General features: G+C 66.5%; 16 protein-coding genes. 10 read left to right on the top strand and 6 right to left on the bottom strand.

Features of this window, described 5'->3' with window-relative positions; genetic code table 11:
- Window positions 1-23: 23 nt before the first annotated feature.
- From ACNQR1_RS29145 to ACNQR1_RS29165, 5 genes are read left to right on the top strand one after another with little or no spacing between them, the layout of a single operon-like run.
- Window positions 24-1010 carry an alpha/beta hydrolase gene (locus ACNQR1_RS29145; protein WP_418050546.1) on the top strand — a complete coding sequence of 329 codons (987 nt, stop codon included), beginning with the start codon at window positions 24-26 and terminating at the stop codon, window positions 1008-1010.
- Window positions 1007-1861 carry an SDR family NAD(P)-dependent oxidoreductase gene (locus tag ACNQR1_RS29150; RefSeq protein ID WP_418049060.1) on the top strand — a complete coding sequence of 285 codons (855 nt, stop codon included), beginning with the start codon at window positions 1007-1009 and terminating at the stop codon, window positions 1859-1861. The genes ACNQR1_RS29145 and ACNQR1_RS29150 overlap by 4 nt, the downstream gene beginning before the upstream one ends.
- On the top strand, window positions 1861-2781 hold the full coding sequence (locus ACNQR1_RS29155; protein ID WP_418049061.1) for a ferritin-like domain-containing protein: 921 nt from the start codon (window positions 1861-1863) through the stop codon (window positions 2779-2781). The genes ACNQR1_RS29150 and ACNQR1_RS29155 overlap by 1 nt, the downstream gene beginning before the upstream one ends.
- Before the next feature lies 1 nt (window position 2782).
- Window positions 2783-4276, top strand: a complete 1494-nt coding sequence (locus tag ACNQR1_RS29160; protein ID WP_418049062.1) for a flavin-containing monooxygenase — start codon at window positions 2783-2785, stop codon at window positions 4274-4276.
- Window positions 4276-5178 (top strand): MerR family transcriptional regulator, encoded by a 903-nt coding sequence (locus ACNQR1_RS29165; protein ID WP_418049063.1) that lies wholly within the window; start codon window positions 4276-4278, stop codon window positions 5176-5178. Before ACNQR1_RS29160 ends, ACNQR1_RS29165 begins: the two co-directional genes overlap by 1 nt.
- A gap of 6 nt (window positions 5179-5184) precedes the next feature.
- Here ACNQR1_RS29165 and guaA read toward each other — a convergent pair whose 3' ends face one another.
- Entirely contained in the window at window positions 5185-6738 is a 1554-nt protein-coding gene (gene guaA / locus ACNQR1_RS29170) for a glutamine-hydrolyzing GMP synthase (RefSeq protein ID WP_418049064.1), read from the bottom strand.
- Between the two features lie 143 nt (window positions 6739-6881).
- Between guaA and ACNQR1_RS29175 the strand changes: the two genes are divergently transcribed.
- From ACNQR1_RS29175 to ACNQR1_RS29185, 3 genes are all read left to right on the top strand, one after another.
- Complete coding sequence (locus ACNQR1_RS29175) at window positions 6882-7616, top strand: beta-phosphoglucomutase family hydrolase (RefSeq protein WP_418050547.1); 735 nt, start codon at window positions 6882-6884, stop codon at window positions 7614-7616.
- A gap of 7 nt (window positions 7617-7623) precedes the next feature.
- On the top strand, window positions 7624-9990 hold the full coding sequence (locus ACNQR1_RS29180; protein WP_418050548.1) for a glycoside hydrolase family 65 protein: 2367 nt from the start codon (window positions 7624-7626) through the stop codon (window positions 9988-9990).
- A 114-nt stretch (window positions 9991-10104) separates the two neighbouring features.
- Window positions 10105-11559 (top strand): catalase, encoded by a 1455-nt coding sequence (locus ACNQR1_RS29185; RefSeq protein WP_418049065.1) that lies wholly within the window; start codon window positions 10105-10107, stop codon window positions 11557-11559.
- On the opposite strand, the gene ACNQR1_RS29190 is transcribed toward ACNQR1_RS29185, so the two are convergent.
- Window positions 11560-12144 (bottom strand): TetR/AcrR family transcriptional regulator, encoded by a 585-nt coding sequence (locus tag ACNQR1_RS29190; RefSeq protein ID WP_418049066.1) that lies wholly within the window; start codon window positions 12142-12144, stop codon window positions 11560-11562. It abuts the gene before it with no gap.
- A 73-nt stretch (window positions 12145-12217) separates the two neighbouring features.
- Here ACNQR1_RS29190 and ACNQR1_RS29195 point away from each other — a divergent pair, with 73 nt between their 5' ends.
- The gene (locus tag ACNQR1_RS29195) at window positions 12218-13114 is read left to right on the top strand and encodes a TauD/TfdA dioxygenase family protein (RefSeq protein ID WP_418049067.1); all 897 of its coding nucleotides are present in this window, start codon (window positions 12218-12220) and stop codon (window positions 13112-13114) included.
- Between the two features lies 1 nt (window position 13115).
- Here the strand turns inward: ACNQR1_RS29195 and ACNQR1_RS29200 are convergent, their stop codons facing one another.
- Both ACNQR1_RS29200 and ACNQR1_RS29205 read right to left on the bottom strand, forming a co-directional pair.
- On the bottom strand, window positions 13116-15074 hold the full coding sequence (locus tag ACNQR1_RS29200) for a YhgE/Pip family protein (protein ID WP_418049068.1): 1959 nt from the start codon (window positions 15072-15074) through the stop codon (window positions 13116-13118).
- Window positions 15074-15784, bottom strand: coding sequence for a hypothetical protein (locus ACNQR1_RS29205; protein WP_418049069.1), 711 nt, complete (start codon window positions 15782-15784; stop codon window positions 15074-15076). The genes ACNQR1_RS29200 and ACNQR1_RS29205 overlap by 1 nt, the downstream gene beginning before the upstream one ends.
- Before the next feature lie 46 nt (window positions 15785-15830).
- Here ACNQR1_RS29205 and ACNQR1_RS29210 point away from each other — a divergent pair, with 46 nt between their 5' ends.
- The gene (locus ACNQR1_RS29210) at window positions 15831-16454 is read left to right on the top strand and encodes a TetR/AcrR family transcriptional regulator (RefSeq protein WP_418050549.1); all 624 of its coding nucleotides are present in this window, start codon (window positions 15831-15833) and stop codon (window positions 16452-16454) included.
- A 4-nt stretch (window positions 16455-16458) separates the two neighbouring features.
- On the opposite strand, the gene phoU is transcribed toward ACNQR1_RS29210, so the two are convergent.
- Complete coding sequence (gene phoU / locus ACNQR1_RS29215) at window positions 16459-17118, bottom strand: phosphate signaling complex protein PhoU (protein ID WP_418049070.1); 660 nt, start codon at window positions 17116-17118, stop codon at window positions 16459-16461.
- 67 nt (window positions 17119-17185) lie between these two features.
- Complete coding sequence (locus ACNQR1_RS29220) at window positions 17186-18922, bottom strand: GMC oxidoreductase (RefSeq protein ID WP_418049071.1); 1737 nt, start codon at window positions 18920-18922, stop codon at window positions 17186-17188.
- Window positions 18923-19074 lie beyond the last annotated feature (152 nt).

Raw genomic sequence — 19074 nt, forward strand, 5'->3', positions numbered from 1 at the left:
GCCCCATGCCCGGAACCACCGGAATTCACCCGGCCGTACCCCGACGCGGATCCGTGCGATCCCGCGGCGCGTCCAGAGTCAGCAGCCTCACCCTGCGCCAGGTCAGTGCGGCCCTGCCGCCGGATACCAGCTGGGGGCTGTGGACCTCTCGCAGGCTGATCGCACGGATCATGGCGACTTTCGGGCCTCCGCTGTCGGGCACCCGCGTCGAACGCGTCGATGTACGCATGGCCGACGGCAGACGCGTCGTGGGCGAATGGGTGCGCGGCCCTGGGGTGACCGAAGGCGAACGTGCCGTCTACTACCTTCACGGCAGCGGATTCGCGCTGTGCTCGCCGCAGACGCACCGGCGGCTCACTGCATGGCTGTCACGCCTGACCGGACTGCCCGTGTTCTGCGTCGACTACCGGCTGGCTCCCGAGCACCGATTCCCCGCTGCCGCCAACGACGTTCGGGCCGGCTGGGATTGGCTGCGAACCGAACGCGGACTTCATCCGGACCGCATCGTGATGGCAGGCGATTCCGCGGGTGGGCACCTCGCCGTAGATCTACTCCTGCAGTCCGATGTCGTTCACCCGGCCGGCCTGATGCTGTTCTCCCCGCTGGTCGATCTGACCTTCGGGCTCGCACGAGCCCAGGAACGCCTCTCCCCCGACCCGGCGATTCGCGTCGCCGACGCGGCCCGCCTCGTCGAGTTGTACACCGAGCGCATCGATCCTTCGCATCCCCGACTGGCGCTGGACGTCGCGGGCGGGCGGCAGTTGCCACCGACGTTGATCCAAGCCGGAGGCGCCGAAATGCTGCTTGCCGACGCCCGCCAACTCCACACGGACATCCGGACGGCAGGCGGCGATGCCGAACTGCAGGTGTGGCCCGATCAGGTGCACGTCTTCCAGGCGTTGCCCCGGCTCAGCCCAGAAGCTGCCCCAGCAATGCAACAAGCCGCCAGGTTCATCTCAGAATCCCTGCGCTGCAACAGCAATGAGAAGAGTGTCGAGGTGGCTCGATGAACATCTTCGGGTCGGGCCGCAAGCGCAGCCGGCATGCGGACGCCGTCGTCACCGGTGCGGGTAGCGGTATCGGTGCCGCGTTCGCGCGCGAACTGGCCGCCCGCCGCGGCCGGGTGGTGTGCAGCGACATCGACGAGGCCGCAGCCCGCGCCACCGCCGAGGCCATCGTCGCCGACGGCGGGCAGGCCACAGCGGTGCGCTGCGACGTTTCGGAGATCGAGGAGGTCACCCGACTCGCCGAAACCGCGCAAACCTGGTTCGACGGGCCGCCCTCCCTGGTCGTCAACAACGCGGGTGTCGGCGCGGGCGGACAGCCGATCGGCGAGGTCACCCTCGACGACTGGACCTGGGCGCTCGGCATCAACCTGTGGGGACCGATTCACGGCTGCCATGTGTTCACCCCGATTCTGCGTGCCGCAGAAGGTGATCAACCCCGCGGCATCATCAACGTCGCCTCGGCCGCCGCCTTCGGCGCGGCTCCGGGGATGGCCGCCTACAACGTCAGCAAGGCCGGGACGCTGTCGCTGTCGGAGACGCTGGCCGCCGAGTTGGCCGGCACCGGCATCAATGTCACGGTGTTGTGCCCCACGTTCGTCAAGACCAACATCGTCGAAGCCGGCAGGATCACAGCCCAATCGACGCAGCTGGCCGATCGGCTGATGCGCTGGACCGGGTTCTCACCCGAACGCGTCGCCCGGATGTGTCTGGACACCAACGACCGTGGCGGCCTGTACTGCATGCCCCAACCCGACGCCCGGATCGGTTGGGGCATCAAACGACTCACCCCGACCGTGTACACGCGCGCCGTCGGCCTCACCACCCGCATCACCAGTCACGAGGAGGTTTCGTAATGGCCATGGACATGGAACGAATGCTGGCGAAGATCAAGGACCGCCAGTGGGCCCTGGCCGACATCGACTGGGATGCACCGGGCGCGGAAACCATCACCGACGAGATGCGGCCCAAACTCAAGGCTTTCATGGCCGATCTGTGCTGGATCGAGAACGTCGGGGCGCGTGGATTCGCCGCGCTGGCCAAGAAGGCGCCGACCCCCACCATCGCCGAGATCTACCGGTATTTCCACGCCGAGGAGCAGCGGCACGCCAATGCCGAACTGGCACTGATGAAGCGGTGGGGCATGCTCGAAGACGGCGAGATGCCCGAACCGAACGTCAACATCCGGTTGGCCATCGAATGGCTGGACACCTTCTCCGACAACATGTCGCTGTCAGTTCTGGGCACCGTCATCCCGATGCTCGAGGTGGCGCTGGACGGAGCGCTGTTGAAGTTCCTGCTCGAAGAGGTCGACGACCCCGTGTGCCATCAGGTCTTCGAGAAGATCAACAACGACGAATCCCGCCACATCGCGGTTGATTTCGAGGTACTCAACATGATCGGCAACTCCACCGCGAGGAGACTGGCGGTCGAGTTCGTCGGCAACGTGGCGTCTCCCGGCGTGATCATCGGCACGTTGATGTACGTACCCCTGCTCAACCGGATGCGCAACAACATCGTCGACATGGGCCTGCAACCGGAGAAGCTGTACAAGGCGATGATGCGCTTCAAGGAGATCGGAAGCCGCGGCGAGCACACCTGGCGGGTCCCGACCTATCAACTGCTCAAGCTGCACGGCCGGATGGTCACCAATCCGCGCCACCCTTACCACTGGATCGCCAACCCCATGGTGTGGGCGTCCGACCGCTATCCGAAGACCCTGCTGCGGCCGATACCCAGCTGGTTCAAGGAGCTCACCCACGAGCCGGCGGCCTGACATGGTGAATCGGACCTACGACACGCTGATCGTCGGAGCCGGGTTCACCGGCATCGGCACCGCCATCAAACTCGTCGAGTCCGGCGTCGACGACTTCGTCATCCTGGACCGCTCGGACCGCGTCGGGGGAACGTGGCGCGACAACACCTATCCCGGTGCGGCATGCGATATTCCGTCGCTGCTGTACTCGTTCTCATTCGTCAAGAACCCGGACTGGTCGCGGGCCTACTCCCCGGCCGGCGAGATCCGCCAGCACATCGAGGACATGGTCGACGCCTTCGACCTACGCCGGCGGATCCAGTTCGGCGTCGAGGTGAATGGCCTGGAATTCGACGAGGATGAAGGCGTCTGGACGGTCAATACCACCGGCCGCAAGCATTTTCGGGCGCGGACAGTGGTATTGGCGTCCGGCCCCCTGCCCGACCACAAGTGGCCCGACATCCGTGGGCTGGACACCTACCAGGGCCACAAGATCCACAGTGCGAACTGGGATCACGACTACGACTTCACCGGCAAGCGCGTCGCGGTCATCGGCACCGGGGCCAGCGCCGTGCAGATCATCCCGGAGCTGGTGAAGACCGCAGGCTTCGTCAAGGTGTTCCAACGCACCCCAGGCTGGGTGATCCCACGCCTGGATATCGCCACACCCCCGGCGGCGCGCACCCTGTTCGCGAAAGTGCCTGCCGTACAACAGCTCGCCCGCCAGGTCCTGTTCTGGGGTCATGAGGCCAGCGCTACAGCGATGGTGTGGGACACCCCGCTGACGGGGCTCGTCGCCCGGCTCGGCAAGGCGCACCTGCGCCGGCAGGTTTCCGATCCGTGGCTGCGCAGGCAGCTGACCCCGGATTTCACCCCCGGCTGCAAACGCATGCTGGTGTCCAGTGATTACTATCCCGCGCTGCAGCGCGACAACTGCAAGCTCATCGACTGGCCGATCGCCACGATGAGTCCGGTGGGCATCCGCACCAGCGACGGCATCGAACACCACCTTGATGCGATCGTGTTCGCCACCGGCTTCGACGTCCATCTCACCGGCCCGCCCTATCCCGTCACCGGGCTCGGCGGCCGGTCGCTGGCCGACGAGTGGAAAGGCGGCGCCCAGGCGTACAAGAGCATCAACGTCAACGGGTACCCGAACCTGTTCTTGATGACCGGGCCCAACTCCGGCCCGGGCCACAACTCGCTGCTCGTCTACGTCGAGGGCCAGATCGATTACGCCGTCGCCGGCATCAGAACGATCCTGCGCAAGAACCTTCGCTACCTCGACGTTCGCGCCGAAGTGCAGGAGCGGCACAACACCCGGCTGCAGCAACGATTGACCAAGACCACCTGGATGTCGGGATGCACCAGCTGGTATCTCACCGCGGACGGATTCAACGCGTCGATGTATCCCGGAACCGCCACCCAGTATCTTCGACAGATGCGCGATTTCCGGCTCGGCGACTACGACGTGACAGCGCGCGACGCACGCGTCGCGATCAGCTCCTCGGCCTGATGGCAGGCAAGCAGCCCCGGCAGTCGGCGGGCGCCATCTCGACGATCCTCACCGGTCTGCGCCGGGCCCCACGGCAGATCCGGCGTGGGTCGCGCGACGTCATCGAAACGGCGGTGTCCCAGCTCTTCGACGCCGCCGTCCAGCCGCACGGCGCCGCCGCTTCCGGTGAATACCGAATCGAGGAACTTGCACGGCTGGCCGACACCACCACCCGCAACATCCGGGTGTACCGGGACCGGGGCTTGCTGCACCCTCCGCTGCGGGTCGGCCGCATCGCGTTGTTCAACGACACCCACCTGACCCGGCTGCGGCTGATCACCTCGATGCTGGACCGGGGCTACAACATCGCGCATGTCCACGAGATGCTCAGCGCCTGGGAGCAGGGCAAGGACATCGGCGACGTGCTCGGCCTGGAAGATGCCATCGCGGGCAACTGGGCAACCGAGAAACCCGAACGCATGCCGCTGACCGAGGCCCGGCGTCTGGTCGATGACGACGCCGGGTTCGACCGGCTCGTCAGCAACGGTGTGATCAAGCTCGAGAAGGCCGCAGATGAGGCAATCATCGTGCGGCCCAAGCTGATCGAGGCATTCAACGAGGTACGTCGCTACGGCGTCCCGATCGGCACCCTGATCGATGTGCACGAGCAGGTGGTGCCGCTGCTGGACCAGATCAGCTCTATCCTGGTGCGGGCCGGGGTGGATCAGGTATCCGAGAAGATCAAGCCCGGCGAGGCGCTGCCCGCCGATACCGAAGTCGCCGAACTGATCACGATGCTGATCCGGTTCCGCACCCAAGCCGTCTCCGCGGTCAGCGCGACCTTGGCCGCCTCGATCGAGTCGACCATCGAATCGGTCGTCAGTCAGATGTTGACCGAATACGTGGAGAAGGCGGCCGAGTAGCCGGGTTCACTCCCACTCGATGGTGCCTGGCGGCTTGCTGGTGACATCCAGCACCACCCGGTTGACCTCAGGCACCTCATTGGTGATCCGGGTCGAAATCCGTTCCAGCACTTCATAAGGCACGCGGGTCCAGTCCGCGGTCATGGCGTCCTCACTGGACACCGGCCGCAGCACGATCGGGTGACCGTAGGTGCGTCCGTCGCCCTGGACACCGACCGAACGCACGTCGGCCAGCAGCACCACCGGGCACTGCCAGATCTGCTGGTCCAGGCCGGCGGCGGTGAGCTCCTCGCGGGCGATCGCATCCGCGCGACGCAGGGTGTCGAGTCGGTCGGCCGTCACCTCACCGACGATGCGGATACCCAGCCCCGGCCCCGGGAAGGGTTGGCGGCCAACGATTTCCTCGGGCAGGCCGAGCTCCCGGCCGACGGCGCGCACCTCGTCCTTGAACAGCAGCCGAAGCGGCTCGACGAGCTTGAACTTCAGATCGTCGGGCAGGCCACCGACATTGTGGTGGCTCTTGATGTTGGCCGTGCCGGTGCCGCCACCGGACTCCACGACATCCGGGTACAGCGTTCCCTGCACGAGGTACTCGATGTCCGCCTCGCTCAGGGTGTCGCGCACCGCGCCCTCGAACGCCCGGATGAACTCGCGGCCGATGATCTTGCGCTTGCCCTCGGGGTTGGTCACCCCGGACAGTGCCTCCAGGAAACGATCCGCCACGTCGACGGTGACGAGCTTGGCGCCGGTCGCCGCGACGAAATCACGCTGCACCTGGGCCCGTTCCCCGGCCCGCAGCAGGCCGTGGTCGACGAACACACACGTGAGCCGGTCCCCGATGGCTCGCTGCACCAGCGCCGCAGCCACCGCCGAGTCGACGCCACCGGACAAACCACAGATGGCCTGGCCGTCGCCGATCTGGGCGCGGACCGCCTCGATCAACTGCTCGGCGATATTGGCCGGGGTCCACGCCGCGCCGATGCCGGCGAACTCGTGCAGGAACCGGCTCAGCACCTGCTGGCCGTGCGGGGAATGCAGCACCTCGGGGTGGTACTGAACCCCGGCCAGTCGCCGCGCCCGGTTCTCGAAGCCGGCGACGGGCGCCCCGGCGCTGGACGCGATCACATCGAACCCGTCCGGCGCCGCGGTGACGGCATCGCCGTGGCTCATCCACACCGGCTGGGTCGGAGGCAGCTCAGAGTGCAGGTCACCACCCGACACATTCAGCTCGGTGCGGCCATATTCGCTGGTGCCGGTGTGTTCGACGGTGCCGCCGAGCGCCTGTGCCATGGCCTGGAAGCCGTAGCAGATGCCGAAGACCGGGACGTCGAGGTCGAACAGCGCGGGGTCCAGGCGCGGGGCACCCTCGGCGTAGACACTGGCCGGGCCGCCCGACAGCACGATGGCCTGCGGGTCCTTGGCCTTGATCTCTTCGACCGTGGTGGTATGCGGGATGACCTCGGAAAACACCCGCGCCTCACGGACCCGGCGAGCGATCAGCTGTGCGTACTGAGCGCCGAAGTCGACGACGAGGACAGGACGGGGAGATGCAGACGTCACCGCAACAGTCTAGTGGGCAGGTCAGAGCCCGCTCGGGGCACCGGAATTTGGGAAACGGCTCGCGGCCGAAGCCGTGTTTAAACCCACCCCTCGGGTGGTGATTACGCATGATGAAGGAGACGTCGACGAAAGCGAGGTGCTCGATGCTGGGCCTACCCGAACAGGTCACGGCGTGTCTGTTCGACCTGGACGGCGTGCTCACCGACACCGCCAGCGTGCACAAGAAGGCCTGGAAAGCCATGTTCGACGACTATCTGCGCAAGCGATCCGAACGCACCGGGGACCGGTTCGTCGCCTTCGACATCGATGCCGACTATCTGAATTACGTCGACGGCAAACGCCGGCAGGACGGCGTCCGGTCGTTCCTGACCAGCCGCGGGATCGAACTCCCCGAGGGCAGCGCGGACGACGGCGCCGACTCCGAGACCATCGAGGGCCTGGGCAACCGCAAGAACGCGATGTTCCACCAGACCCTGCAGGCCGACGGGGTCGAGGTGTTCGAAGGATCCCGGCGGTATCTGCAAGCCGTCACACAGGCCGGCCTGCGCCGGGCAGTGGTGTCCTCGAGCGCCAACACCGAGGAGGTACTCAAGATCACCGGATTGGACGCATACATCGAGCACCGCGTGGACGGGGTGACGATGCGCGACGAGAACCTGCCGGGCAAGCCGGCACCGGACAGCTTCCTGCGCGCGGCCGAACTCCTCGGCGTCTCCCCCGCCCAGGCCGCCGTGTTCGAGGACGCGTTGGCCGGGGTCGCGGCCGGCCGGGCCGGGCAGTTCGGCTTCGTGGTCGGCGTGGACCGGGTGGGGCAAGCTGAACAGCTGCGCCGCAACGGCGCCGACATCGTCGTCACCGACCTGGCGGAGTTGATGTAGCACCATGATGATCACCCACGACGCCTACCCGGTCGAACCGTGGCAGGTGCGCGAAACCCGGCTGGACCTCAACCTGCTGGCTCAGTCCGAATCGTTGTTCGCGCTGTCCAACGGCCACATCGGCCTCCGAGGCAACCTGGATGAGGGGGAACCCTACGGCCTGCCCGGGACATACCTCGCCGGGTTCTTCGAGGTGCGCCCATTGCCATACGCCGAAGCCGGATTCGGCTATCCCGAGGCCGGGCAGACCGTCGTCGATGTCACCAACGGCAAACTGCTGCGACTGCTGGTCGACGACGAGCCCTTCGACGTGCGCTACGGCGATCTGATCGACCATGAGCGCACCCTGGACCTGCGCGCCGGGACCCTGACGCGGGTCGCCCACTGGTGCTCTCCGGCGGGGAAGCAGGTCCGGGTGGTCTCCACCCGTCTGGTGTCGTTCGCCCACCGCGGCGTGGCCGCCATCGAGTACACCGTCGAGGCCATCGGCGAATTCACCCGGGTGACAGTGCAATCCGAACTTGTCACCAACGAGGACCAACCCGAGACCGCCGGCGATCCCCGGGTCTCGGCAGTGCTCAAACACCCGTTGCACGCCGTACATCACGAAAACACCGACAGCGGTGCGCTTCTGGTGCACCGCACCGTCGGCAGTGGGCTGATGATGGCGGCCGCGATGGACCATGACGTCGAGGTGCCGGGGCGCGTGGAAGTGAGCACGGACGCCCGCGATGACCTGGCCCGGACCACCGTGATCTGCGGGCTGCGGGCCGGGCAGAAGCTGCGCATCGTCAAATATCTCGGCTACGGGTGGTCGAGCCTGCGGTCGCGTCCCGCATTGCGCGATCAGGCCGCCGCGGCCATCACCGGGGCCCGCTACAGCGGGTGGCAGGGGCTGCTGGACTCCCAGCGCGCCTACCTCGACGAGTTCTGGGACTGCGCCGACGTCGAGGTGGAGGGCGACCCGGACTGCCAGCAAGCGGTGCGATTCGGGTTGTTCCACGTGCTGCAGGCCAGCGCCCGCGCGGAGCGCCGTGCCATCGCGGGCAAGGGGCTGACCGGCACCGGCTATGACGGTCACGCCTTCTGGGACACCGAGGGTTTCGTGCTGCCGGTGCTGACCTACACCAAGCCGCAGGCGGCCGCCGACGCGCTGCGGTGGCGCGCCTCCACGTTGGACCTCGCCCGCGACCGCGCGGCGCAGCTCGATCTGAAGGGTGCGAGCTTCCCGTGGCGCACCATCCGGGGTGAGGAATGCTCGGCGTACTGGCCGGCCGGCACCGCCGCGTGGCACATCAATGCCGACATCGCCGCCGCCTTCGAGCGCTATCGCGTCGTCACCGGGGACGACTCGCTGGAGCAGGAATGCGGCCTGGCGGTCCTGGTGGACACGGCCCGGCTGTGGATGTCGCTCGGACACCATGACCGCCACGGGGTCTGGCACCTGGACGGCGTGACCGGACCCGACGAATACACCGCGGTGGTGCGCGACAACGTCTTCACCAATCTGATGGCCGCACACAACCTGCGGGTTGCCGTCGACGCCTGCACCCGCCATCCGGACGCGTCCTACTCGATGGGCGTGACCACCGAGGAGACCGCCGCTTGGCGCGACGCCGCGGACGCCGCCCACATCCCCTACGACGAGGAACTGGGTGTGCACCCGCAGTGCCAGGGCTTCACCACCCTGGCCGAATGGAACTTCTCGGAGAACACCTCCTATCCGCTGCTGCTGAACGAGCCATATGTCCGGCTCTATCCGGCCCAGGTGCTCAAGCAGGCCGATCTGGTGCTGGCCATGCAGTGGCAGAGTCACGCCTTCACCCCGGAACAGAAGGCCCGCAACGTCGACTACTACGAGCGGCGCACCACCCGAGACTCGTCGCTGTCGGCATGCACCCAGGCGGTGATGTGCGCCGAGGTCGGCCACCTCGAGCTGGCCCACGACTATGCCTATGAGGCCGCGCTGATCGACCTGAGAGATCTGCACCGGAACACCCGCGACGGGCTGCACATGGCGTCGCTGGCCGGGGCATGGACGGCATTGGTGGCCGGGTTCGGCGGACTGCGCGACGACGAGGGCATCCTGTCGATCAACCCGCACCTGCCCGATGGCATCTCGTGCCTGCGTTTCCGGTTGCGATGGAAGGGTTTCCGGGTGACGGTGCAGGCCAACCACCGCGACGTCACCTACACCTTGCGCGACGGGCCCGACGGATCGCTGACCATCCGTCACGCCGGGGATGACGTGGTGCTCAACACGAGTCGCCCGACCACCGTCGCGATCGTTCCCCGGCATCCGCTGCTGCCGGCCCCGACTCAGCCGGCCGGCCGGGAGCCGGTCCGCCGTCGCGCGGGCCACTCCGACCGCTGAGGATCGCCCGGCGGGTTTTGGATCCGATCGTCCCGGGGTACCCGGCTTCCATACGTCCCGGCGGGGCGTCGCCGTGTGCGGCGTTCTCCGCTGAACAGCGAAAGGAGCGACGGGGTGACCGGTACCCAGCCCAAGCCGACAACCACCGACGCCGGAATTCCGGTGTACAGCGACGAACATTCGTTGACGATCGGTCCGGACGGGCCGATCCTGCTGCAGGACCACTATCTGATCGAGCAGATGGCGATGTTCAACCGGGAGCGCATCCCGGAGCGCCAGCCGCACGCCAAGGGCGGCGGCGCATTCGGTCACTTCGAGGTGACCCACGATGTCAGCGCCTACACCAAGGCCGCGGTGTTCCAGCCGGGCGTCAAAACTGAGACCTTGACCCGGTTTTCGACCGTCGCCGGCGAACGGGGCAGCCCAGACACCTGGCGTGACCCTCGCGGGTTTGCGACCAAGTTCTACACCACCGATGGCAATTTCGACATGGTCGGCAACAACACCCCGGTGTTCTTCATGCGGGACCCGTTGAAGTTCCAGCACTTCATCCGCTCGCAGAAGCGGCGAAGCGACAACAACACCCGCGATCACGACATGCAGTGGGATTTCTGGACGCTGTCGCCGGAATCCGCGCACCAAGTCACCTGGCTGATGGGTGACCGCGGCATCCCGAAAGACTGGCGGCACATGAACGGCTACTCCAGCCACACCTACAGCTGGATCAACGCTGCCGGAGAAATCACCTGGGTGAAGTACCACTTCATCACCAACCAGGGCATCGACTTCCTCACCCAGGAGGAAGCCGACCGAATGGCCGGCGTCGACGGCGATGCCCATCAGCGTGATCTGTACGACTCGATCGACCGCGGCGACTTCCCGAGCTGGACGTTGAAGGTGCAGCTCATGCCGTTCGAGGAAGCCAAGGACTACCGGTTCAACCCGTTCGACCTGACCAAGGTGTGGCCGCACGGCGACTACCCGCTGCACGATGTCGGCACGCTGACGCTGGACCGCAACGTCGAGGACTATCACACCGAAATGGAGCAGGCCGCGTTCGAGCCGAACAACCGGGTGGCCGGCACCGGTCTGAGTCCGGACAAGATGCTGTTGGCCCGCGACTTCTCCTACGCCGACGCCCACCGCCACCGGCTCGGGACCAACTACAAGCAGATCCCGGTCAACGCCCCGAAGGTCGAGGTGAACAGCTACTCGAAAGACGGGGCCATGCGGATCAAGAACGTGTCCGACCCGGTCTACGCCCCGAACTCGTACGGCGGCCCGCAGGCCGACCCGGCCCGCACCGGTGAATCGCTGTGGCGTGCCGACGGCGAGATGATCCGCGCCGCCTACACGCTGCACGCCGAGGACGACGACTGGGGCCAGGCCGGAACCATGGTGCGCGACGTGCTCGACGACGCGGCGCGGGCCCGGCTGGTGTCCAACATCGCCGGCCATCTGTCGAAGGGCGTTTCCGAGCAGGTCTTGGAGCGGGCGTTCGAGTACTGGAAGAACGTCGACAAGCAGCTCGGCGAAAAGGTCGAATCCTCAGTCCGCGGCGGCAGCTGATCAAACCGCAGATGCGTCGCCGGGATCGAGGATCTGCGCGATCTCGGCGCTCACCGCGGCGCGCACGTCGTCGTCGCTGATCGGATCCAGCCCGGTCGCGGCCTTCAGGAACGGTTCGAAGAAGCGCCAGCCCAGTTGTAGGGCAACGGCGTTCGCGACGGCGAGCCGTCCGTCGCGCTCGTCGTCATAGTCCGGCAGTACCTGCTCGAGCAGCCTGGTGACCCCGGGGAACCGGGTCTGCAGCCGGCCGATCGGATAACCGTCGAGCAACGCCCGGGCCATCACGCGCATGTGCTGGTCCATGTTGCGCTCGATCTCGTCGGCCGGGCCGCCGTCGTCCAACAGCGTGGTGAGCCGGCCACCGAGGTGGTCGAGGACCGCGCCGACCAACTGCTCCTTGGTGCCGAAGTGCCGGTAGATCAGCCCGTGGTTGACCTTGGACCGGGCGGCGATGTCACGGATCGACGTGGCCGACACACCACGGTCGGCGAAGAGTTCGGCCGCCGCCGTGAGTGCGGCCGCCACCACCTCGTCACGGCCTACCGGGCTCGCCGGATCCTTGGCCGGTGGCGGCGGTGTAGTCACGTGGTTACACTAGCTCACATGCAGCTGTAGTCACTTGACTACACCTGTTCCCACCAGCGAAAAGGACAAGCCGATGACTGCTTCCACCACTGCGCTCACGGTCAAGAAACTCGGTAGCCGCATCGGCGCCCGCATCGACGGCGTAAAGCTGGGCGGCGATCTCGACGGGGATACGGTCGCCGAGATCCGGCGCGCACTGCTCGAGCACAAGGTGGTCTTCTTCGGTGGCCAGCACGGTCTCACCGATGAGGAGCACCACGCCTTCGCGCGACTGATGGGCAAGCCCGTCGGCCACCACGCCCTCAAGCAGCAGGACGCCCCGCTCATCACGCCCCTCGATTCCGAGTACGCGAAGGCCACCCGCTGGCACACCGATGTCACGTTTGTGCCGGACTACCCGGCAATCTCGATCCTGCGGGCAGTGACGCTGCCCGAATACGGCGGGTCCACCCTGTGGGCATCGACCGCGGCGGCCTACGACGCGCTCCCCGCACCGCTCAAAGCACTCACCGAGAATCTCTGGGCCGTCCACAGCAACCGGTTCGACTACGCGGCGGCACCCGTTGCCTTGATGACAGAAGAGCAGCAGCAGATGCGAGCGGCGTTCGAGAAGCCCGACTTCCGCACCGAACACCCGGTGGTGCGGGTGCATCCGGAGACCGGCGAACGCACTCTTCTGGCCGGCGATTTCACCCGCGGCTTCCTCGGCCTGGACAGCCACGAATCCGCCACCCTGCTGGAGCTGCTGCAGCGCAGAATCACCGTCCCGGAGAACACCATCCGATGGAACTGGGCACCCGGCGATGTCGCCATGTGGGACAACCGGGCCACCCAGCACCGCGCGGTCGACGACTACGACGACCAGCGCCGGGTGATGCACCGCGTGACGCTTTCCGGCGATGTGCCCGTGGACATCCACGGACAGCGCAGCCGCCCGCTCGCCGACGCGGCACTGCTGCAGGCGGTCTGACTCACATCTTGATCGCGGGCATCAGCCTGGTCATGTTCCACAGCCGATTACGCCGGGCCGACAGCGACGAGATGGTCAGCGCACCGACCCAGATCAGCAGCAACGTGATGATCGCCTGCCAGAGCCGATGGTCGATCCCACCGAGGATGAGCTGACGTAAACCGTTGACGCCGTACGTCATCGGATCGTAGTTGTGGAACACCTGGAACGGCCGGGACGTGGTCTCCACCGGATACATCCCGCCTGCGCTGACCAACTGGAGCATGAGCAGGGCCATCAGCAGCACCCGGCCCACCGCGGGGCCGACGAAGGCGTTGATCGCCTGCGTCGCCGCGACGAAGGCACACGAGATCAGCATCATGAAGCCCAGCATCGCGACCGGATGCGCCACCTCCATGCCCAGGGCGAACCGCACCACGCAGTACAGGATGATCGCCTGGAACAGCCCGATCACCGCAGCAGGAAGGTAGCTGGCGAGCACCACCCGGATCGCCAGCACCTCCGCGGCGATCGGGCGGTTCTGCAACGGCCGCAACACCATCCACAGCACGAGCGCGCCGAAGAACAGGGCAAGTGTGATGAAGAACGGCGCCATCCCGGTGCCGAAGTTGGGTGCGGGGTTCTCGGCCGAGTTCTGCAGGTGGACCGGGCCACCGATGGTGTCGGCGATCGCTTCCTTCTGCGCGGGTGTCCAATCGGGCACCTGTCCGGCACCATCGGCGAGCTTGGTCGCCAACTCGGCCGACCCGGACCGCAACTGCGCGGTGCCGGATTTGAGCTGCCCCGCACCGGTGTCGAGTTTGGCTATCCCACTGGCCAATTCGGCGTTGCCCGAGGCCAGTTGCCGAGCTCCGCTGCGCAGCTCGTTGAGCTTGGCGTTGAGATCGGAGTTCTTGCTGCCCACCTGGTCGAGCGCCGAGTTCAGCGGGCTGCCGGGGTTGCGCAGCGAGGACGTCATCGAGATGGCGGCGTTCTCCGCGTCGGTGAGCTGTTGCCGGATCTGCGGCGTGAACTGGTGGGCCCGAAGGTCATCCGCCACGCCACGCAGCGTTCCGGCAGCGTTGTTGGCGATCGGGTCCGGGCTGGCCGACAACTGATCGATCACCGAAGTGAGCGCTGCCGCAGCCGAATCCTGCGCCCCGCCGATGGCGCCGATCTGGTCATTGGCCTGCCGCAACGCCTCCGTGCCCTGCTCGAGTTCTCGGGTGTCGCCTCCGACCTTCGACAATGCGGAGGTCACCGCGACCAGCGGATCGGTGGCCTTGGCGATCCCGTCAGAGAGCTGCTTGGCGCCGGTGGCCAACTGGGCCGAGCCGGACCGTGCAGTGTTCAGTCCGGCCGCCAACTGGCCCGCGCCGTCGTCGACTTTCACTGCCCCGTCGGCAAGTTGGGCCGCTCCGTCAGCCGCCTGCTTGATCCCGGCGCCTGAGCTGACCACCACCGAGAGCACCTGGTTGACCGCCTGCCCCGAGATCCGCGTCGACACCGCATTGAGCACTTGGTCGATCGCGGTGCGACCGATGTTCGAGGAGATGTAGTTGTTGGCGTCGTTGTACACCGCATTCAGGTTGGCCTGTTTGGGGTTTCCGGTCAGCGGTGACGCGATCGCCTCGCTGAAATCGGCGGGAAGCTCAAGCATGAAGTAGTACTGGCCGTGTTCGACGCCCTTACGTGCCTCGTCGTCATCCACCACATGCCAGTTCAGGCTCGCGTCGTCGGTCAGGCTCTTGGCGATCTCGGCACCGACATTGATGTGCTGGCCCGAAACCACTGCGCCCCGATCGGAATTGACCAGCGCCACCGGCATCTTGTCGACCTGGCCGAAGGGGTCCCAGTAGGCCCACAGGTACAGCGCGCCGTACACCAGCGGCAGCAGCATCAGTACCACGATGGCGGCCCGGGTCATCCGGCTGCGGCCGAAACGTTTGATTTCCGAGCCGAAGGCGAGGCCAGCAAGCATCATTCGTTCTTTCCGGTCAGGATGCGGTGGTCGTGCAGACCATGGTCTGGGGCTTCGGCACCGAGCGGATTGGTCACGCCGACGACGACACTGCGCTGGGTGGCGATGGCTCCGAGTCGTTCGATCGCGATCGCCCGTCGCGAGTTGTCCCTGACCTGTTCGAGGTCGCCGACCACCAGGATCGGGCGGTTCGAGAACAGCGCCAGGGTGACCTTCAACAGGAACAGGTCGAGATCGGACAGTTCGCTGATGTAGGTCTGGGCAGCCGGCGGCGTCAGTTCCCCGAACACCTCACGCAGGGCGGATTCGCCAGCCCCGATCGGAACCCGTCGATACCAGGGGGCCAGCCAGCGGCGCTGCTCGGCAAGCACCGTCTGCACGGTGACCGAGTCCTCCAACTCGTCGATGTCGGCGAACGCCGCGATGGCGCAGTGCCGACGGATGTCGCGGGGCCGAGTGTCACCGCAGACCGTCACGGCGCCGCGAGTGGGCGCCAGCCGTCCGGCCAGAGTGAGCAGCAGGGCGGTCTGGCCCCAGCCCCCGGGCATCTGGATGGCGTGAAATCCGGGTGTGAGCTCGAGGTCGATGTCCGAGAACAACGGTCCGTGCTCGCCGTCCACCCCCAGTCCGGCCGTGACGATCTGCGGCCCATCGGACGCGTCGTCCCCCTCGGGCACCGAGGTCTCCTCGGCGTCGTCCTTGTCTTCCATCTCCGACCTTTCGATACTCACTGGTATCCATACGATACTAGCGAGTATTGTGTTGGTCATGTCGGCTGTCAAACCCGCCCGCACTCGCCCCACCCGTGACGAGGTGCGCGACCGGATCCTCGACGCGGCGCTGAAGGTTTTCGCGGTCGAAGGGTTCGCCGGCGCCACCATCGACGCCATCGGTCACGCCGCGGGATTCACCAAGGGCGCGGTGTACTCCAACTTCGAATCCAAGGACGAGTTGTTCCTGGCCCTGCTCGACCGGCAGTTCGAAAGCCGCGGCGCACTGATCGCCACTGCGCTCGACAGTGGTCACGGCGACACCGCCGCGATCGCGGCAGCCTTGAGCCGATCAACGCTGGACTCGATACACGATCAGACCGAGTACCAGATCGTGCTGATGGAGTACTGGCTGCGCGCGATACGTGATCCCGAACTGCGCGAACGCCTGGTGGCCCGCCGTCGCGCGGCCGCGGATCAAGCCCTCCGCATCGTCGAACAGGCCGGCACGCCTCTGCCGGGCAAGCAGCTCTCGGCTCTCGCTCAGCTGGTGGTGACGATCGTCTCCGGTATCGCCACCGAAGAGGTACTCCAACCGGGAACCATCGATATCGAGACGCTGACCCGGCTGTTCACCGCGCTGCTGGAATCCACCCCGGCCGGGCAGTAGCTGCTCAGGCCAGCTTCTTGTGCACCGGGCGCCCGCCGGTCGCCTCGAAGATGACCCGCTTGCCGATCTCGACGGCGTGATCGGCGTATCGCTCGTAGTAGCGGCCCAACAATGCGACGTCGACGGCCGAGCACACCCCGTCCTCCCACTGACGGTCCAGCAGCAGGGTGAACAGGTGACGATGCTCGGCGTCGACGGCGTCGTCCTCGTCGCGCAGACGCGCGGCGGTGTCGGGGTCCCGCGACACCAACACGTCCTGTGCGGTGCGCGCCAACTGCACGGCCTGGGCACCCATTTCGGCGAAACTCGCTCGCACCTCGTCCGGCAGGGCGCATTCGGGATGGCGCAACCGGGAGATGTCGGCGACGTGCACCGCGAGCGCGCCCATGCGGTCGATGTCTGCGGCGATGTGCATCGAGCCGACGACCGTACGCAGCTCGCCGGCAACCGGCTGCTGCAGAACCAGCAGCCGGAACGCCGATTCCTCGATGCGACGGTTGTACTCGGCGATGTGTTCGTGGTCGGCAATGACCTGCTCGGCCAGCGACAGATCGGAGCCAAGCAGGGCCTCGTTGGCCCGCTGCATCGCACTCACCGCCAACGCACACATCTCGGCGAGTTGAGTGCACAGGGCCGTCAACTCGTCGTGGAACGCCTTCCGCATCCGCCACACCCCTCCCGACCGGACCTCGCCGCCCGGCGAGGGTTAGGTACCCGGAATGGGACGGGTGCTAACCGCCCGAGTTGACGGGTTCGATCGGCAGCCGCCGCAGTCCGGCGGGTGCCTCGGCCGGCACCACGGGATGCGTAGGCGCGATCGGCGCCAGTTTCCGGTACGGCTCATTCTGCGCCGGACGCTCGTCGTCCTGCCCGTTGTTCGGCCACAACGACGCTGCGCGCTCGGCTTGCGCGGTGATCGAGAGCGACGGGTTCACGCCGAGGTTCGCCGAGATCGCGGCCCCGTCCATCACATACAGCGTCGGGTAGTTGTACACGCGCTGATACGGATCGATGACACCGTGCTCGGCAGTGTCGCCGATGGCTGCCCCGCCGAGGAAGTGCGCGGTGAGCGGGATGTTGAACAGTTCACCCCAGGTACCGCCCGCGACACCGTCGACCTTCTCCGCCATCCGCCTGGTGAACTCGTTGCCCACCGGGATCCAGGTCGGGTTCGGTTCGCCGTGGCCCTGTTTGGACGTCATCACCCGCCTGCCACCGGGACCGCGCTTGGTGAAAGTGGTGATCGAGTTGTCCAGGTGCTGCATCACCAGCGCGATCACCGTGCGCTCGCTCCACCGCTGCGGGTTGAGCAGGCGGACCAGCTTGCCCGGGTCTTCGCGGGCCTGATCGAGGAACTGCCGCCAACGTGGAACATCGGTGCCCTTCGGCCCGGTGCCATCGGTCATCAGCGTCTGCAGCAGGCCCATCGCGTTGGAGCCCTTGCCGTAGCGGACCGGTTCCACGTGGGTGTCGGAGGTGGGATGCACCGAGGAGGTGATGGCCACGCCGTGGGTGAGATCCATACCGGGTGTCACCGTGAGGGTCTGCGCACCCACGATGGACTCGGAGTTGGTACGGGTCAGCACGCCGAGCTTGGCCGAGAGCTTGTTCAGCTTGCCGGTATCGCGCATCTTGAACAGCAGCTTCTGGGTGTTGTACGTGCCGGCCGCGAGGATCAGGTGCGTCGCGGTGAACGTCTTGCGCCTGCGCCGCAGCTTGCTGCCGGTACGTACGGTCGTGACCTCCCACAGCCCGTCTGGTCGCTGCTCGAAGCTCGTCACCGTGGTCATCGGATGCACCTGCGCCCCAGCCGATTCCGCCAGCCCCAAGTAGTTCTTGACGAGCGTGTTCTTGGCGCCGTGGCGACAACCGGTCATGCACTCGCCGCACTCGATACATCCGGTGCGGGCCGGACCGACGCCACCGAAGAACGGGTCGGGCACGGTCTTGCCCGGGGTCATCTCGCCGTCGGTGCCGAAGAACACCCCCACCGGTGTGGCGACGAAGGTGTCTCCGCAGCCCATGTCGTCGGCGACCTCTTTGACGATGCGGTCCGCGTCGGTGAAGGTCGGGTTCTTGACCACACCGAGCATCCGCTGGGCCTGGTCGTAATGCGGCATGAGCTCGGCACGCCAGTCGGTGATGTCCTTCCACTGCGGGTCGTTGAAGAACGGGTCCGGCGGCACGTACAGGGTGTTGGCGTAGTTCAGCGATCCGCCGCCCACGCCCGCACCGGCCAGGATCATCACGTTGCGCAGCAGGTGGATGCGCTGGATGCCGTACATGCCCAGCTGCGGCGCCCACAGGAACTTGCGCAGATCCCACGAGGTCTTGGCGAAGTCCGCGTCGGCGAACCGTTGTCCGGCTTCGAGTACACCGACCCGATAACCCTTCTCAGTCAGCCGCAGCGCGCTCACGCTGCCGCCGAAACCGGAACCGATCACCAAGACGTCGTAGTCAGGCTTCATGTGATCAGTATGACGCTACCCACAGGTAACTTCTAGACAGGAGGCCCTAACTTGTAAAGATGAGCGCTCCGAGCTGCCGTCGATTTCCACGTGGGGGTGGTGATCTCAGCCCGGGCACAGCCCAGACGCAGAAAACGGCGAAGGGAACCCGC

This window comes from Mycobacterium sp. 48b, assembly GCF_048282725.1.
Lineage (GTDB): Bacteria > Actinomycetota > Actinomycetes > Mycobacteriales > Mycobacteriaceae > Mycobacterium.

What these genes read in the sequence shown, in the direction of transcription:
- ACNQR1_RS29180 (WP_418050548.1), top strand. Translation starts at nt 7,624, where the DNA reads ATGATCACCCACGACGCCTACCCGGTCGAACCGTGGCAGGTGCGCGAA.
- ACNQR1_RS29160 (WP_418049062.1), top strand. Translation starts at nt 2,783, where the DNA reads ATGGTGAATCGGACCTACGACACGCTGATCGTCGGAGCCGGGTTCACC.
- ACNQR1_RS29155 (WP_418049061.1), top strand. Translation starts at nt 1,861, where the DNA reads ATGGCCATGGACATGGAACGAATGCTGGCGAAGATCAAGGACCGCCAG.
- ACNQR1_RS29200 (WP_418049068.1), bottom strand. Translation starts at nt 15,074, where the DNA reads ATGCTTGCTGGCCTCGCCTTCGGCTCGGAAATCAAACGTTTCGGCCGC.
- ACNQR1_RS29220 (WP_418049071.1), bottom strand. Translation starts at nt 18,922, where the DNA reads ATGAAGCCTGACTACGACGTCTTGGTGATCGGTTCCGGTTTCGGCGGC.
- ACNQR1_RS29205 (WP_418049069.1), bottom strand. Translation starts at nt 15,784, where the DNA reads ATGGAAGACAAGGACGACGCCGAGGAGACCTCGGTGCCCGAGGGGGAC.
- ACNQR1_RS29150 (WP_418049060.1), top strand. Translation starts at nt 1,007, where the DNA reads ATGAACATCTTCGGGTCGGGCCGCAAGCGCAGCCGGCATGCGGACGCC.
- ACNQR1_RS29175 (WP_418050547.1), top strand. Translation starts at nt 6,882, where the DNA reads ATGCTGGGCCTACCCGAACAGGTCACGGCGTGTCTGTTCGACCTGGAC.
- phoU (WP_418049070.1), bottom strand. Translation starts at nt 17,118, where the DNA reads ATGCGGAAGGCGTTCCACGACGAGTTGACGGCCCTGTGCACTCAACTC.
- ACNQR1_RS29165 (WP_418049063.1), top strand. Translation starts at nt 4,276, where the DNA reads ATGGCAGGCAAGCAGCCCCGGCAGTCGGCGGGCGCCATCTCGACGATC.
- ACNQR1_RS29195 (WP_418049067.1), top strand. Translation starts at nt 12,218, where the DNA reads ATGACTGCTTCCACCACTGCGCTCACGGTCAAGAAACTCGGTAGCCGC.